Consider the following 15,382-nt stretch of genomic DNA (forward strand, 5'->3'; position numbering starts at 1 on the left):
GCCGGGCCCCGGCCGCCCCGTCTCAGATGCCCGCCGCTGCCGCCAGGTCGCGCTTGATGCCGGTCAGCAGCTCCGTGGCCCGGGCGCGGGCGGTGGGCAGCGCGTCGGCGGAGCCCACCGGCACGACGACCTCCAGGTAGCACTTCAGCTTCGGCTCGGTGCCGCTCGGGCGGACGATCACCCGGGCGCCGTCGAGCGTGTAGCGCAGCCCGTCGGTGGGCGGCAGCCGGTCCGTGCCCCGCGACAGGTCCTCGGCCGAGGTCACGGGCAGCCCCGCCAGGGCGGCCGGCGGCTGCTCGCGCAGGCGGCGCATCGCGTCCGCGATGACCGACAGGTCCTCGACCCGCACCGACAGCTGGTCGGTCGCGTGCAGCCCGTGTTCGAGCGCGAGGTCGTCCAGCAGGTCCAGGAGCGTGCGCCCCTGCTCCTTCAGTACGGAGGCGAGCTCGGCGACGAGCAGCGCGGCCGTGATGCCGTCCTTGTCGCGGACGCCGTCCGGGTCCACGCAGTAGCCCAGCGCCTCCTCGTACCCGTAACGCAGCCCCTCGACCCGGGCGATCCACTTGAAGCCCGTCAGGGTCTCCTCGTAGCCCAGGCCCGCCTTCTCGGCGATCCGGCCCAGCAGCGACGACGAGACGATCGACTCCGCGAACACGCCGGTGGCGCCCCGGCGCACCAGGTGCGCGGCGAGCAGCGCGCCCGTCTCGTCGCCCCGCAGCATCCGCCAGCCGCCGTCCGCCGCCGGGTCCGGCACGGCGACGGCACAGCGGTCCGCGTCCGGGTCGTTCGCGATGACGAGATCCGGTTTCGCGCGGCGCGCGGTGGTGAACGCGAGGTCCATCGCGCCGGGCTCCTCCGGATTGGGGAAGGCCACGGTGGGGAACGCGGGGTCCGGCTCGGCCTGCTCCGCGACGAGCACCGGGGCCGGGAAACCGGCCCGATCGAACGCGGCGGTGAGCACGGAGGTGCCGACGCCGTGCATCGCGGTGTACACGGTGCGGGCGGTGCGCGGCGAGTCCGCGTCGAGCACGGCGTCCGTCCGCGCCAGGTACGCCTCCAGGACCTCGTCGCCCAGGGTCTCCCAGCCGGAGTCCGGGCGGTCCACGGTGTCCAGCGGGCCGACGGCCGCGATGGCCGCGGCGATCTCGCCGTCCGCCGGGGGCACGATCTGCGAGCCGTCGCCGAGGTAGACCTTGTAGCCGTTGTCGCGGGGCGGGTTGTGGCTGGCGGTCACCTCGACGCCGGCGACGGCGCCCAGGTGCCTTATGGCGTACGCCAGCACGGGGGTGGGCAGCGGGCGGGGGAGCACCGCCGCGCGGAGGCCCGCGCCGGTCATCACCGCGGCGGTGTCCCGCGCGAAGTCGGCGGACTTGTAGCGGGCGTCGTAGCCGATGACGACGAGACCGCCGGTCTGCCCCTGGTCCTTCAGGTACGCGGCGAGGCCGGCGGCGGCGCGGATGACCACGGAGCGGTTCATGCGCATCGGGCCCGCGCCGAGCTCGCCCCGCAGTCCGGCGGTGCCGAACTGGAGGGTGCCCGCGAAGCGGGTGGTGAGCTCTGCGGTGTCCTCGGCGGCGATGAGCTTGGCGAGCTCTTCGCGGGTGTCGGGGTCGGGGTCCTCCGCGAGCCAGGCGCCGGCACGGGCGAGGAGGTCCGGGGGTGTCGTCACGGGGTGCCTTTCGTGTGCGGTGTGCGGTGCGGGTGCGTTGCGCCTGCGGCGGGGCTGGAAGTGGCCGCGCGCGGCCAGACCGAGCCCCTCCGGCGATTGAGGAGCGGGGGTCCGGGGGCAGCGCCCCCAGGACAACCTCAGATCCGGTCCAGCACCCGCGCCAGCAGGGACCCCATCCGCGTCGCGGAATCCCGCCCCGCCTGAAGGACCTCCTCATGGTTCAGCGGCTCCCCGCTCAACCCCGCCGCCAGGTTCGTCACCAGGGACAGCCCGAGGACCTCCGCCCCCGCCTCCCGGGCGGCAATCGCTTCCAGGACCGTGGACATGCCGACCAGGTCGCCGCCCATGACGCGGACCATGTTGATCTCGGCCGGAGTCTCGTAGTGCGGGCCGGGGAACTGGACGTACACGCCCTCTTCGAGCGTCTCGTCCACCTCCTTGCACAGCGCGCGCAGGCGCGGCGAGTACAGGTCGGTGAGGTCCACGAAGTTCGCGCCGATGATCGGCGAGGCCGCCGTCAGGTTGATGTGGTCGCTGATCAGGACCGGCTGTCCGGGGCGCATGCCCTCCCGCAGGCCGCCGCAGCCGTTCGTCAGGATGACCGTCCGGCACCCCGCCGCGACCGCCGTGCGGACCCCGTGCGCGACCGCTGCGACGCCGCGGCCCTCGTAGTAGTGCGTACGGCCCAGGAACACCAGGGCCCGCTTGTCGCCGATCACGTGCGAGCGGATCGTGCCGCCGTGGCCCTCGACGGCGGGCGCCGGGAAGCCGGGCAGGGCCGTCACCGGGAACTCGGCCGCCGGAACGCCGAGCGCGGCAGCGGCCGGCGCCCAGCCGGAGCCCATCACGAGGGCGACGTCGTGAGTCTCGGCACCGGCCAGCTCGCGCAGGCGGGCGGCGGCGTCGGCGGCGGCGGCGTGCGGGTCGCCCTGGATGTGGTCCGGAATAAGTGATGCGTTCACGCGGACGAGCGTAACCGCTGAACCCCTACGCGCGTAGATGCCCCTGTACAGAGTCTGGCGGGAATCGTTCGTGTGTTCCGACAATCGGGCCGGCGGCCGGGCCCCTCAGCAGGGGCGCTTGCGCAGTTCCATCACGTAGTCGTGGGGCGCGCCCGCCGATTCCGCCGCGTCCGCGATCTCGCCGAGATAGCGGGCGGACGGCAGGCCGCCCTCGTACCCGTTCAGCACATAGATCCAGGCCGGCTCCTCGCCGTCCAGGGTGTGCACCCGGATCCGCATGCGGCGGTAGATGTCGAGGCCGACGCCCTCCCAGCGGTCCATGGAGTCCTCGTCCATGGGGGCCAGGTCGTACAGGGCGACGAAGACCTGCGAGCGGGGCGCCTCCACCACGGTGGCCAGCGCGCCCTCCCAGCCCATCTGCTCCCCGCCGAAGGTCAGCCGCCAGCCGTTCAGCCAGCCGGTCCCGCGCAGCGGTGAGTGCGGGGCGCGGCGCGTCATCAGCCGCGCGTCGAGGTTGCCGGCGTACGCGGCGTAGAGCGACATGGGATCGAGGGTACGGGAGGTGGCGGCGGGCATGCCGGTTCCTGTGAGGAACGACCCCCGAGGGGAGGCGGGAACGGGGCGGACGTGTCCGCCGCGCACGTGCGCCGCGCGCCCCGGCGCACGTATGGAGGGCCCCGGGGAGAAGCACCTTGGCGCGTGCGGGACAATGAAGTACGTACTGCATTCCCCCGGGGCGATCCCCCGGACCCCCGGCCGGGGCAGCAGGCGGCCGTGGGACGAGAAACGCGAGGCGGACTTTTCGTGACCCGGATCGTGATCATCGGCGGCGGACCCGGCGGGTACGAGGCGGCCCTGGTGGGTGCCCAGCTCGGCGCGGAGGTGACCGTCGTCGACTGCGACGGCCTCGGCGGCGCGTCCGTCCTCACCGACTGCGTGCCCTCGAAGACCCTGATCGCGACGGCCGAGGTGATGACCACCTTCGACTCCTCGTACGAGGAGCTGGGCATCATCGTCGCGGACGACACCCCGCACATAGAGCAGGCCGCGCGTGTGGTCGGCGTCGACCTGGGGAAGGTCAACCGCCGTGTGAAGCGCCTGGCGCTCGCCCAGTCGCACGACATCACCGCCTCCGTCACCCGCGCCGGCGCCCGCGTCATGCGCGGCCGCGGCCGTCTGGAGGGCCTTCAGGCCGCCGACGGCTCCCGCCAGGTCGTCGTCACGGCCGCCGACGGTACGGAGGAGACGCTCACCGCGGACGCCGTGCTCATCGCGACCGGCGGGCACCCCCGGGAGATCCCGGACGCGCAGCCGGACGGCGAGCGCATCCTGAACTGGACCCAGGTCTACGACCTGGACGAGCTGCCGCAGGAACTCATCGTCGTCGGTTCCGGTGTGACCGGTGCCGAATTCGCCGGCGCCTACCAGGCCCTCGGCTCGCGCGTCACCCTCGTCTCGTCCCGCGACCGGGTGCTCCCCGGCGAGGACCCGGACGCGGCGGCCGTCCTGGAGGACGTGTTCCGGCGGCGTGGCATGAACGTCATGGCCCGCTCCCGCGCCCAGTCCGCCAAGCGCGTCGGCGACCGGGTCGAGGTGACCCTCGCCGACGGCCGGGTCATCTCCGGCACGCACTGCCTGATGGCCGTCGGCGCCATCCCGAACACCGCGGGCATGGGCCTGGAGGAGGCCGGCGTCCGGCTCAAGGACTCCGGGCACATCTGGACCGACAAGGTCTCCCGCACCAGCGCGCCCGGCGTCTACGCGGCCGGTGACGTCACCGGCATCTTCGCGCTCGCCTCCGTCGCCGCCATGCAGGGCCGCATCGCGATGTACCACTTCCTCGGCGACGCGGTGGCCCCGCTGGACCTCAAGACGGTCTCCTCGAACGTCTTCACCGACCCGGAGATCGCCACCGTCGGCTACACCCAGGCGGACGTGGACGCGGGCAAGATCGAGGCGCTGGTCGTCAAGCTGCCGCTGCTGCGCAACCCGCGCGCGAAGATGCAGGGCATCCGGGACGGCTTCGTCAAGATCTTCTGCCGCCCCGGCACCGGCATCGTGGTCGGCGGCTGTGTCGTCGCCCCCCGGGCGAGCGAGCTGATCCATCCGATCTCGATCGCGGTCGACAACAATCTGACGGTCGACCAGATCGCAAACACCTTCACTGTGTACCCGTCCCTGTCGGGATCGATCGCCGAAGTGGCCCGTCAGTTGCACAGCCGTAAGCGCACGGGCGGGGCGTGACCGCCGTTCGATCAGGAGAGGACAACAAGGCAGTCTCCTATATCACTTGGTGACTGCCTGTATGTCCAACTTCTGCTATTCGGCGCAAACTGCTGAAAAGTCTCGCGCGGTCACGTTACTGTCAGTTTCGTGTTCGCTGCAGAACGTCGTCAGTTGATCCTCGAAATGGTGCGTGCCAACGGGGCGGTATCGCTCCGTGAGCTCGCCCGCGTCGTCCAGACCTCCGAAGTGACCGTACGGCGGGACGTGCGGGCACTGGAGGCAGAAGGACTCCTCGACCGCCGGCACGGCGGTGCGGTCTTGCCGGGCGGTTTTACGCGGGAGTCCGGCTTTCCGCAGAAATCCCATCTCGCCACCGCGGAGAAAACGGCCATCGCCGACCTGGCCGCCGGCCTGGTCGAAGAAGGCGAGGCCATCGTCGTCGGTGCCGGTACGACCACGCAGGAGCTGGCCCGCCGGCTCGCGCGCGTCCCCGGCCTGACCGTCGTCACCAACTCGCTGCTCGTCGCCCAGGCGCTGGCCCATGCCAACCGGGTGGAGGTGGTGATGACCGGAGGCACCCTGCGTGGCTCCAACTACGCCCTGGTGGGCAGCGGGGCCGAGCAGTCCCTCCAGGGGCTGCGGGTCTCCCGTGCGTTCCTGTCCGGGAGCGGGCTCACCGCCGAGCGCGGTCTCTCCACGTCCAACATGCTCTCCGCGAGCGTGGACCGGGCGCTGGTGCAGGCCGCGGCGGAGGTGGTGGTCCTCGCGGACCACACGAAGCTCGGTTCCGACACGATGTTCCAGACGGTGCCGACGGATCTCATCACCCATCTGGTGACGGACGAGCCCGCCGCGCATGACGACCGGTCGGCGGCGGAGTTGCAGGCGCTGGCGGATCAGGGCGTACGGATCGCTGTCGCGGGGGGCGGGGGGGCGTCGTCCGCCGCCGCGGACCCGGGGGCGGGTGGGAGGCCCTCCGCCCGGCGCGAGATGCCGTTGCCCGGGCAGCGGCGTACGCAGGGGCAGCCGTTGCGGGCGCTCGGGGAGGCGGGGGCCGGTGAGCGGGACCGGGCGCGGGTGGCGGACCTGCGGCGGCGGTAGCTCGGGGGCGCTGCCCCCGGACCCCCGCTCCTCAATCGCCGGAGGGGCTTGATGTGCCGTCGCCGGTGGGGCTTGTTCTGCCTCCGTCGGAGGGGCCTGAAGTAAGCCCTCGTAGCGTCAGCTTCAGTAGGCGGTTTGCCAGTTCCGGGTCGTCCGGGGACTGTTCCGCTGCCAGGGCGATCGCGTTGGTCAGCTGCATCAGGTCGTCTATCGAGACGTCCTGCCTCACCGTGCCCGACGACTGGGCCCGTGTCAGGAGGGTGGAACCCGCCTCGCGCAGCGGGGTGTTGCAGCGGGCCAGGGCCGAACTCTCGTCGCGGCACGTGGACATGAGGGCCTGGGCCAGGCCGCGGTACTCGCCCGCGTGCGTGACGATCGCGCCCAGCCACTCCACCAGCGCGGCACACGGCTGATCCGCGCCCGCGAGTTCACGGGAGCGGGTGATCAGGGCGGTCACCGCCTCCTGGAAGACCGCGCTCATCAGGGCGTGCCGGGTCGGGAAGTGGCGGTACAGCGTGCCGATGCCCACCCCCGCGCGCCGGGCGATGTCCTCCAGGGACGCGTCGGTGCCGTGTTCCGCGAAGGCGGTACGGGCTTCCGCCAGCAGCCGGCCGTAGTTGCGGCGCGCGTCGGCACGCATGGGCCGGGTCGGCGTCCCTGCCGTACTCATCGCCATGGTGCGGTCCCTCCTGTCTCCCCGGTCTCCAGGATGCCATCGCGCGGGCGGCCCCCGTTCCCCGAATGCGCCGGTGCCCCGGTCACGTCCGAGGACATGACCGGGGCACCGGCGGGGAAGACGCGGGTCAGTCCTTGATCTCGCAGATGACGGCGCCCGAGGAGATCGAGCTGCCGACCTCGGCTGCCAGGCTCTTGATCGTGCCGGAGCGGTGCGCGTTCAGCGGCTGTTCCATCTTCATGGCTTCCAGGACGACGATGAGGTCGCCTTCCTTGACTTCCTGGCCTTCTTCGACGGCGATCTTGACGATCGTGCCCTGCATGGGGGAGGCGAGGGTGTCGCCGGAGACGGCCGAGCCGGACTTCTTGGCCGCGCGGCGCTTGGGCTTGGCGCCCGCCGCGAGACCGGTACGGGCCAGGCTCATCCCGAGCGAGGAGGGCAGCGAGACCTCCAGGCGCTTGCCACCCACCTCCACGACCACCGTCTCGCGGCCGGCCTCGTCATCCGCGTCCGCCTCGGCGGGGGCGGCGAACGGCTTGATCTCGTTGACGAACTCCGTCTCGATCCAGCGCGTGTGGACCCGGAACGGGTCCGCGGTGAACGCCGGATCCACCACCACCGCACGATGGAACGGGATCGCGGTCGCCATGCCCTCGACGTGGAACTCCGCCAGGGCACGCGCCGCGCGCTGGAGCGCCTGCTCCCGCGTCGCACCCGTCACGATCAGCTTCGCGAGCAGTGAGTCCCACGCCGGGCCGATGACCGAGCCGGACTCCACACCCGCGTCCAGACGCACACCCGGACCCGACGGCGCGTCGAACCGGGTCACCGTGCCGGGGGCCGGGAGGAACCCGCGGCCCGGGTCCTCGCCGTTGATCCGGAACTCGAAGGAGTGACCGCGCGAGGCCGGGTCGTCGTAACCCAGGGCCTCGCCGTCGGCGATCCGGAACATCTCGCGGACCAGGTCGATACCGGAGACCTCCTCGGTCACCGGGTGCTCCACCTGCAGGCGGGTGTTGACCTCCAGGAAGGAGATCGTGCCGTCCATACCGACCAGGAACTCGACCGTGCCGGCACCGACGTAGCCGGCCTCCTTCAGGATCGCCTTCGACGCCGCGTACAGCTCCGCGTTCTGCGCATCCGACAGGAAGGGGGCCGGGGCCTCCTCCACCAGCTTCTGATGACGGCGCTGCAACGAGCAGTCACGCGTCGAGACGACGACCACGTTGCCGTGCGTGTCGGCCAGGCACTGCGTCTCCACATGCCGCGGCTTGTCGAGGTAGCGCTCCACGAAGCACTCCCCGCGCCCGAACGCGGCAACCGCCTCACGCACCGCGGAGTCGTACAGCTCCGGGATCTCCTCCAGCGTCCGGGCGACCTTCAGCCCCCGCCCGCCACCACCGAACGCCGCCTTGATCGCGATCGGCAGCCCGTGCTCCGAAGCGAACGCGACAACCTCCTCGGAACCCGAGACCGGGTCCGGGGTGCCCGCGACCAGCGGGGCACCGGCGCGCTGCGCGATGTGACGGGCGGCGACCTTGTCACCCAGGTCCCGGATCGCGTGCGGCGGCGGCCCGATCCACGTCAGACCCGCGTCCAGCACCGCCTGGGCGAACTCGGCGTTCTCCGAGAGGAAGCCGTACCCCGGGTGGATCGCGTCCGCCCCGGAATCCTTGGCAGCCTGGAGCACCTTGGCGATGTCCAGATAACTGGCCGCCGGGGTGTCACCGCCCAGAGCGAATGCCTCGTCGGCCGCACGGACGTGCAGAGCGTCACGGTCCGGGTCGGCGTAGACGGCCACGCTCCCGATCCCCGCGTCCCGGCAGGCCCGAGCAACACGGACAGCAATTTCGCCACGGTTGGCGATGAGCACCTTGCGCACGATGGCTCCCTCCTTGAAACAAGCTGAGTTTAGGGACAACCCACACGGTCCTACGACCCGCCCCCAATGGTGAGCTTGCCCACACGGAGTGTGATTCGAGGTGTGCTCGAGTCGCGAAATCCCTTGTGCCACCACGGTACGCCGGGTTCTGAAACCGCACAGTAGCGACCAGGTGTGGCCCAGGTCTCTATCGGCACGAGCAGCGACTTACCGTGATTCTTTGTGGAGTTCCCACTAAGGGGTGGGCAATTCTTTGCCCGACCCACGAAAGCCCGGAGAAGTAGGGGTGCGTCCGGGTTGCGCACAGCTCTTGTCGCGGCCATTACCGGTTAGTAGGGTCCGCGCTATTGCACGTACTGCTGGTAACAGGGGGTGAGTGTCGTGGTGCGCAGGCTGGTCGCCTTCTTGGCCGCGCTCGTGCTGGCCGTGGAGGCCGTGGGGATCGTGATCATCAACGTGGTCCTGGGCACGGTCGTGAAGAACCAGGACATGTCCCTCGCCGGTACGGACCCCGAGGCGATGTCCAAGGGCACCTGGGTGCTCGGCGGGGTCTCCGGGGTCTTCCTGCTCCTGTGCGCCGTGCTGCTCGTGGTGGCGGGAATCCGCGACCGGGGCCCGGGGCGCGTGGGCCGGATCGTGCTCATCTGCTGCGCGGCCGTCCACGGCGTGCTCGGCGCGCTGACGGTCGGACTCGTCGGCTGGACGGCGTTCGTCTGCATGATGGTGACGCTCGGCCTGATCGTGCTCGTCCTGGTGGCGTACGGGGCCGAGCCGGCCGCCCGGTCCGGGAAGGCCGCTCCCGAGGCGGCCGGGCCCGAGCCGGAGCCCGGGCCGGCCTGATCCCCGCTCAGGCCCAGAGGCCGGTGATCTCGACACCGAGCTCGCCCAGCAGGCGGCGCAGCAGCGGCAGCGAGAGCCCGATGACGTTGCCCGGGTCGCCCTCGATGGAGTCCACGAACGGCGCCGAGCGCCCGTCCAGGGTGAAGGCGCCCGCCACGTGCAGCGGTTCGCCGGAGGCCACGTAGGCGGCGATCTCGGCGTCGGTCGGCTCCCCGAAGTGCACGGTCGTGGACGCCGTCCGCGAGACCGTGCGGCCGGTCGTGGTGTCCGTCAGGCTGTGCCCGGTCCGCAGGACCCCGGCGCGGCCGCGCATCGACTTCCAGCGGGCGGTGGCCTCCTCGGCGTCGGCGGGCTTGCCGAGCGCCTGTCCGTCGAGCTCCAGCACGGAGTCGCAGCCGATGACCAGGGCGCCGGCGGCCTCGGGGAGCGCGGCGACGACGGCCGCCTTGGCCTGGGCGAGGACGAGAGCGAGTTCTGCGGGGGTGTCTGCGGTGAGGGCGTCCTCGTCGACGCCGCTGACGATCACCTCCGGGGCGAGGCCGGCTTGGCGGAGCAGGCCGAGGCGGGCCGGGGAGGCGGAGGCGAGTACGAGGCGCTGGGCGGTCATGACCGCCATCGTACGGACGTGGGGTGCGCGCGGGTTCGTTGCGGGGGTGCTGCCCCCGGGCCCCCGCTCCTCAATCGCCGGAGGGGCTTGATTTTGGCGCCGGGGGTGCCTGATTGTGCGGGCGGAGGGGCTTGGAACGCCTCAGCGCGTACCGAGTACGAACATCGCTACGACCATCGCCAGGGCCAGGATCAAACCGGCTCGACGCATCATCGTTTCCGCGTCGCGGAGTTCCTTGGGGGGCTTGTTCTCGGGGTCGGACCAGAGCATGACTTGATCCTGCTGCGCAGGGCCCGGGCGGCGCCTGAGTACGCGTACTCAACCGCCGCCCGGTACCCGTGTCACCAGCGGTTACGCGGGCCAGTACGTACGGGCCCAGGCGCGCGGGCCCGGCAGGTGGCGGCCGGTGCGGGCCAGGCGGCTCGGGTGGGACCAGCCGGCCGGGGGAGCCGGGGTGTTGGACGGCACCGCGGACACCGCGGCGGCACGGGCCTGGACGACCGCGAGCGCGGCGGCCAGTTCCTCCGGGGTCGGGTTGCCCCGTACGACCTTGATCATGGCCAGGACCCTTTCTAGAGGGGGATGTTGCCGTGCTTCTTGGGCGGCAGGGACTCGCGCTTGGTGCGGAGCTGGCGCAGGCCCTTGACCACGTGGGCCCGGGTGTCGGACGGCATGATCACCGCGTCCACGTACCCGCGTTCGGCCGCCACGTACGGATTGAGGAGCGTGTCCTCGTAGTCCGCGATCAGTTCGGCGCGCGTGGCGTCCTGATCCTCGGCGGCGGCGATCGTGCGGCGGTGCAGGATGTTCACCGCGCCCTGCGCGCCCATGACGGCGATCTGCGCGGTCGGCCAGGCGAGGTTGATGTCGGCGCCCAGGTGCTTGGAGCCCATGACGTCGTACGCGCCGCCGAACGCCTTGCGCGTGATCACCGTGATCAGCGGGACCGTCGCCTCCGCGTACGCGTAGATCAGCTTGGCGCCGCGCCGGATGATGCCGCCGTACTCCTGGTCGACGCCCGGCAGGAAGCCCGGCACGTCCACGAAGGTCAGCACCGGCACGTTGAACGCGTCGCAGGTGCGGACGAAACGCGCCGCCTTCTCACTGGCGTTGATGTCCAGGCAGCCGGCGAACTGCATCGGCTGGTTGGCGACGATGCCGACGGGGTAGCCCTCGACGCGGCCGAAGCCGGTGACGATGTTCGGCGCGAACAGGGCCTGGGTCTCCAGGAACTCGCCGTCGTCCAGCACGTGCTCGATCGCGGTGTGCATGTCGTACGGCTGGTTCGCCGAGTCCGGGATGAGCGTGTCCAGCTCGCGGTCCTCGTCGCTCACCGCCAGGTCCGCCTCCTCCGGGAAGGCCGGGGCCTCCGAGAGGTTGTTCGACGGGAGGTAGGACAGCAGCGACTTGACGTACTCGATGGCGTCCTTCTCGTCGCCCGCCATGTGGTGCGCGACGCCCGAGGTGGTGTTGTGCGTACGGGCTCCGCCCAGCTCCTCGAAGCCGACGTCCTCACCGGTCACCGTCTTGATGACGTCGGGACCCGTGATGAACATGTGCGAGGTCTGGTCGACCATCACCGTGAAGTCGGTGATCGCGGGGGAGTACACCGCGCCGCCCGCGCACGGGCCGACGATCAGCGAGATCTGCGGGATCACACCCGAGGCGTGCACATTGCGCCGGAAGATCTCCGCGAAGAGACCCAGCGCCGCGACGCCCTCCTGGATGCGGGCGCCGCCGCCGTCGTTGATGCCGATGACCGGGCAGCCGGTCTTCAGCGCGAAGTCCATCACCTTGACGATCTTCTCACCGTAGACCTCGCCCAGCGAGCCGCCGAAGATGGTGAAGTCCTGCGAATACACGCAGACGGGGCGCCCGTCGACCGTGCCGTAGCCGGTGACGACGCCGTCCCCGTACGGCCGGTTCTTCTCGATGCCGAAGTTGGTCGAGCGGTGCCGGGCGAACTCGTCGAGCTCCACGAAGGAACCCTCGTCCAGGAGCAGCTCCACGCGCTCGCGCGCCGTCAGCTTGCCCTTCGCGTGCTGCTTCTCCACCGCGCGCGCCGACCCGGCGTGGGTCGCCTCTTCGATACGGCGCTGCAGGTCCGCGAGCTTGCCCGCGGTCGTGTGGATGTCGGTCTCTTCCGGCTCGGACATCGGGTGGCGGCTCCCTGCCTGGTCACGGGGACGACTTGGCTGCTGATCTGCTGACGAACAGCTACTGAGCCGTAGCGTATCGGCGCCGATACGGTTCGGCAGTGCGTCCTTTGACACACCTAGGGTGGCTTGCATGACACCTTCGGATGCGCCACAGAGCCGTTGGTCGGACCTCGACCGGCCGCCCCTCAACGTCCCCGCGCTGCGCCGCGGACTGCTGCGGCCCGGCTCGCTGTGGACCGCCCTCGACGTGGTCGAGTCGACCGGCTCCACCAACACCGATCTCGCCGCGCGCGCCGCGGGTCTCGCCGAGGGCACGGTCCTCGTCGCCGAGGAGCAGACCGCCGGGCGCGGCCGCCTGGAGCGCACCTGGACCGCCCCGGCGCGCTCCGGCCTGTTCTTCTCCGTCTACCTGACCCCCGGGGACGTGCCCGCCGAGCGCTGGGGCTGGCTGCCGCTGCTCACCGGCGTCGCCGCCGCGACCGGCCTGGCGCGCGCGGCGGGCGTCGACATGGCCCTGAAGTGGCCCAACGACCTGCTGGTCTCGGTGGAGGGCGAGGAGCGCAAGACCGGTGGCATCCTCGCCGAGCGGGCCGGTGACGGCGTCGTCATCGGCATCGGCCTCAACGTCTCCCTGCGCGCCGACGAGCTCCCGGCCCCCACCGCCGCCTCGCTCGCCCTGGCCGGGGCGGTCTCCACCGACCGCGAGACGTTGCTGCGCGGCGTCCTGCGGTCCCTGGAGCACTGGTACGGGCTCTGGCGCGACGCGGACGGCGACGCGGCGGCGAGCGGGGTGCAGGAGGCGTACGCGGCGGGCTGCGCGACCCTCGGCAAGGCCGTACGGGCCCAGCTGCCCGGCGACCGCACGCTCACCGGCGAGGCGGTCGCCGTCGACGGGGACGGCCGGCTCGTCCTGGCCACGGACGGCGGACTGCGCGAACCGGTCTCCGCGGGCGACATCGTGCACCTGAGGGGCGCGGCGGGCGGCCTGACCTGAACCGGCGCCGCCCGCGCACCGTGCCCTGAGGACGTGAGGTAGGGCACACCTGCCGTATCGTTGAGGTGATCCACCGACGGACAGATCGGCAGGGCAGTGCGCAGGGAACGGGCAGGAGGCGGCTGGTGACCGTCGACGACACGACCTCCGGCGATGGAGCGCAGCAGTCGTCGGACTCCTCGGTGCACGCCACACCGCACCACGAAGTCGACCACACGGCCGAGCCGACCGACGACCCCCTCGCGATCCGGCTGGAACAGCTGATCCTGGGCGCCGACCGTCGCTACACGCCGTTCCAGGCGGCCCGCACGGCCGGCGTCTCCATGGACCTGGCCTCCCGCTTCTGGCGGGCCATGGGCTTCGCGGACATCGGCCAGGCCAAGGCGCTCACCGAGGCCGACGTGCTGGCCCTGCGGCGGCTCTCCGGTCTCGTGGAGGCCGGGCTGCTCAGCGAGCCGATGGCGATCCAGGTCGCCCGGTCGACCGGGCAGACCACCGCCCGGCTGGCCGAATGGCAGATCGACTCCTTCCTGGAGGGCCTGACCGAGCCCCCCGAGCCCGGCATGACCCGCACCGAGGTCACGTACCCCCTGGTCGAACTGCTCCTGCCCGAGCTGGAGGAGTTCCTGGTGTACGTGTGGCGGCGCCAGCTCGCCGCCGCCACGGGCCGGGTCGTGCAGGCGGCCGACGACGACGAGATGGTCGACCGGCGCCTCGCCGTCGGCTTCGCGGACCTGGTCGGCTTCACCCGGCTCACCCGCCGCCTGGAGGAGGAGGAGCTCGGCGAGCTGGTCGAGTCCTTCGAGACCACCTGCGCCGACCTGGTCGCGGCGCACGGCGGCCGGCTCATCAAGACCCTCGGCGACGAGGTCCTGTTCGCCGCCGACGACGCGGGCACCGCCGCCGAGATCGCGCTGCGCCTGGTCGAGGCGATGACCGTGGACGAGACCATGCCGGCGCTCCGGGTCGGCATCGCCTTCGGCACGGTCACCACCCGGATGGGCGATGTCTTCGGCACCACGGTGAACCTGGCCAGCCGGCTCACCTCGATAGCGCCCAAGGACGCGGTGCTGGTCGACGGGGCGTTCGCCAAGGAGCTGACGCGTACGGGCGACGCCCCGGTCTCCGAGGCGCGCGCGGCCGAGGAGGCCGCCGCGGCGGCGGAGCGGGCCGAGAAGGAGGGCCCGGACGCCGAGGTGGTCCCGGTGCCGAAGTACCGCTACGGGCTCCAGCCGATGTGGCAGCGCCCGGTCCGCGGCCTCGGCGTGGTCGAACCCTGGCTGCTGGCCCGGCGCGGCGGCTCCTGAATCCGTTCCGCACACCCTTTCGGGGGAGAGCTCTAGGATCCCTTCGGTAACGCTCGTTAACCGACAGGGGTGCAGCATGACCGTCACGTCCGAGCAGCGGTACGGGGAGTTCGTCGTCGTCCGGGGTCACGAGGGCCTCGATCACGTCGCCGAGCTGGTTCTCGACCGGCCGAAGGCCATGAACGCGGTGTCCACGGACATGGCCCGCTCGATCGCCGCCGCCTGCGACGCGCTCGCCACGGACCGGGACGTACGCGTCACCGTCCTGACCTCCAGCCATGAGCGGGCCTTCTGCGTGGGCGCGGACCTCAAGGAGCGCAACTCCTTCTCCGACGCCGACCTGGTGCGCCAGCGGCCCACCGCGCGCGCCGCCTACACCGGTGTGCTCGAACTGCCGATGCCGACGATCGCCGCCGTGCACGGCTTCGCCCTGGGCGGCGGCTTCGAGCTGGCCCTGTCCTGCGACCTGATCGTCGCCGACCCGACCGCCCTGATGGGCCTGCCCGAGGTCTCCGTCGGCGTCATCCCGGGGGGCGGCGGCACCCAGTTGCTGCCGCGCCGGGTCGGGGCCGCGCGCGCCGCCGAGCTGATCTTCAGCGCCCGCCGGGTGCACGGCCCCGAGGCGCGGGAGCTGGGCCTGGTGGACGAGCTGGTGGCGGAGGGCGAGGACCGGACCGAGGCGCTGGCCCTGGCCGGCCGGATCGCCGCCCACTCGCCGGTCGGGCTGCGGGCGGCCAAGCGGGCGCTGCGGCTCGGGCACGGGCTCGACCTGCGGGCCGGGCTCGAAGTCGAGGACTCCGCGTGGCGGTCGGTGGCCTTCTCCGGGGACCGGGTGGAGGGCGTGGCCGCGTTCAACGAGAAGCGGAAGCCGAACTGGCCGGGGGAGTGACCCTGAGTGCCCGTTTCCGGGCGGATCGATCACGCTCCGGAGTCGCCGAGTGATCACCGGGGCCATATCG

Annotated in this window: 15 protein-coding genes; 6 read left to right on the forward strand and 9 right to left on the reverse strand. The window is 71.9% G+C overall.

Annotated elements, in window-relative coordinates; all coding sequences use genetic code 11:
* Positions 1-22 precede the first annotated feature (22 nt).
* The 3 genes from OHS17_RS21185 to OHS17_RS21195 form a co-directional block, all read right to left on the reverse strand.
* A complete protein-coding gene (locus OHS17_RS21185) occupies positions 23-1,669 on the reverse strand; it encodes a phospho-sugar mutase (RefSeq protein WP_330313440.1) in 1,647 nt (548 codons plus the stop codon).
* Positions 1,670-1,806: 137 nt separating this feature from the next.
* On the reverse strand, positions 1,807-2,631 hold the full coding sequence (locus tag OHS17_RS21190; protein ID WP_330313441.1) for a purine-nucleoside phosphorylase: 825 nt from the start codon (positions 2,629-2,631) through the stop codon (positions 1,807-1,809).
* 105 nt (positions 2,632-2,736) lie between these two features.
* Positions 2,737-3,174, reverse strand: coding sequence for a gamma-glutamylcyclotransferase (locus OHS17_RS21195; protein WP_026171252.1), 438 nt, complete (start codon positions 3,172-3,174; stop codon positions 2,737-2,739).
* A gap of 261 nt (positions 3,175-3,435) precedes the next feature.
* Between OHS17_RS21195 and OHS17_RS21200 the strand changes: the two genes are divergently transcribed.
* A complete protein-coding gene (locus OHS17_RS21200) occupies positions 3,436-4,875 on the forward strand; it encodes an NAD(P)H-quinone dehydrogenase (RefSeq protein ID WP_018101035.1) in 1,440 nt (479 codons plus the stop codon).
* Positions 4,876-5,040: 165 nt separating this feature from the next.
* Positions 5,041-5,958 (forward strand): DeoR/GlpR family DNA-binding transcription regulator, encoded by a 918-nt coding sequence (locus tag OHS17_RS21205; protein ID WP_443066175.1) that lies wholly within the window; start codon positions 5,041-5,043, stop codon positions 5,956-5,958.
* Between the two features lie 31 nt (positions 5,959-5,989).
* Here OHS17_RS21205 and OHS17_RS21210 read toward each other — a convergent pair whose 3' ends face one another.
* Together OHS17_RS21210 and OHS17_RS21215 are read right to left on the reverse strand one after the other, a co-directional pair.
* On the reverse strand, positions 5,990-6,634 hold the full coding sequence (locus tag OHS17_RS21210; protein WP_330313443.1) for a TetR/AcrR family transcriptional regulator: 645 nt from the start codon (positions 6,632-6,634) through the stop codon (positions 5,990-5,992).
* A 127-nt stretch (positions 6,635-6,761) separates the two neighbouring features.
* Positions 6,762-8,516 (reverse strand): acetyl/propionyl/methylcrotonyl-CoA carboxylase subunit alpha, encoded by a 1,755-nt coding sequence (locus tag OHS17_RS21215; RefSeq protein ID WP_330313444.1) that lies wholly within the window; start codon positions 8,514-8,516, stop codon positions 6,762-6,764.
* 372 nt (positions 8,517-8,888) lie between these two features.
* Between OHS17_RS21215 and OHS17_RS21220 the strand changes: the two genes are divergently transcribed.
* Positions 8,889-9,356 carry a hypothetical protein gene (locus OHS17_RS21220; RefSeq protein WP_330313445.1) on the forward strand — a complete coding sequence of 156 codons (468 nt, stop codon included), beginning with the start codon at positions 8,889-8,891 and terminating at the stop codon, positions 9,354-9,356.
* Positions 9,357-9,363: 7 nt separating this feature from the next.
* Here the strand turns inward: OHS17_RS21220 and OHS17_RS21225 are convergent, their stop codons facing one another.
* The 4 genes from OHS17_RS21225 to OHS17_RS21240 all read right to left on the reverse strand — a co-directional run bounded on the left by OHS17_RS21225 (position 9,364) and on the right by OHS17_RS21240 (position 12,119).
* Positions 9,364-9,972, reverse strand: coding sequence for a Maf family protein (locus OHS17_RS21225; RefSeq protein ID WP_330313446.1), 609 nt, complete (start codon positions 9,970-9,972; stop codon positions 9,364-9,366).
* 132 nt (positions 9,973-10,104) lie between these two features.
* Positions 10,105-10,233 (reverse strand): morphogenic membrane protein MmpB, encoded by a 129-nt coding sequence (gene mmpB / locus OHS17_RS21230; RefSeq protein WP_018101029.1) that lies wholly within the window; start codon positions 10,231-10,233, stop codon positions 10,105-10,107.
* A gap of 81 nt (positions 10,234-10,314) precedes the next feature.
* Complete coding sequence (locus tag OHS17_RS21235) at positions 10,315-10,521, reverse strand: acyl-CoA carboxylase subunit epsilon (protein ID WP_330313447.1); 207 nt, start codon at positions 10,519-10,521, stop codon at positions 10,315-10,317.
* A gap of 14 nt (positions 10,522-10,535) precedes the next feature.
* Positions 10,536-12,119 (reverse strand): acyl-CoA carboxylase subunit beta, encoded by a 1,584-nt coding sequence (locus tag OHS17_RS21240; protein ID WP_330313448.1) that lies wholly within the window; start codon positions 12,117-12,119, stop codon positions 10,536-10,538.
* A gap of 133 nt (positions 12,120-12,252) precedes the next feature.
* Here OHS17_RS21240 and OHS17_RS21245 point away from each other — a divergent pair, with 133 nt between their 5' ends.
* The 3 genes from OHS17_RS21245 to OHS17_RS21255 all read left to right on the forward strand — a co-directional run bounded on the left by OHS17_RS21245 (position 12,253) and on the right by OHS17_RS21255 (position 15,312).
* A complete protein-coding gene (locus OHS17_RS21245) occupies positions 12,253-13,116 on the forward strand; it encodes a biotin--[acetyl-CoA-carboxylase] ligase (protein WP_330313449.1) in 864 nt (287 codons plus the stop codon).
* A gap of 125 nt (positions 13,117-13,241) precedes the next feature.
* The gene (locus tag OHS17_RS21250; RefSeq protein ID WP_161209083.1) at positions 13,242-14,423 is read left to right on the forward strand and encodes an adenylate/guanylate cyclase domain-containing protein; all 1,182 of its coding nucleotides are present in this window, start codon (positions 13,242-13,244) and stop codon (positions 14,421-14,423) included.
* Positions 14,424-14,499: 76 nt separating this feature from the next.
* Entirely contained in the window at positions 14,500-15,312 is an 813-nt protein-coding gene (locus OHS17_RS21255; RefSeq protein ID WP_330313450.1) for an enoyl-CoA hydratase/isomerase family protein, read from the forward strand.
* The last annotated feature ends 70 nt before the right edge of the window (positions 15,313-15,382 follow it).

The organism is Streptomyces sp. NBC_00523 (assembly GCF_036346615.1).
Taxonomy (GTDB): domain Bacteria; phylum Actinomycetota; class Actinomycetes; order Streptomycetales; family Streptomycetaceae; genus Streptomyces.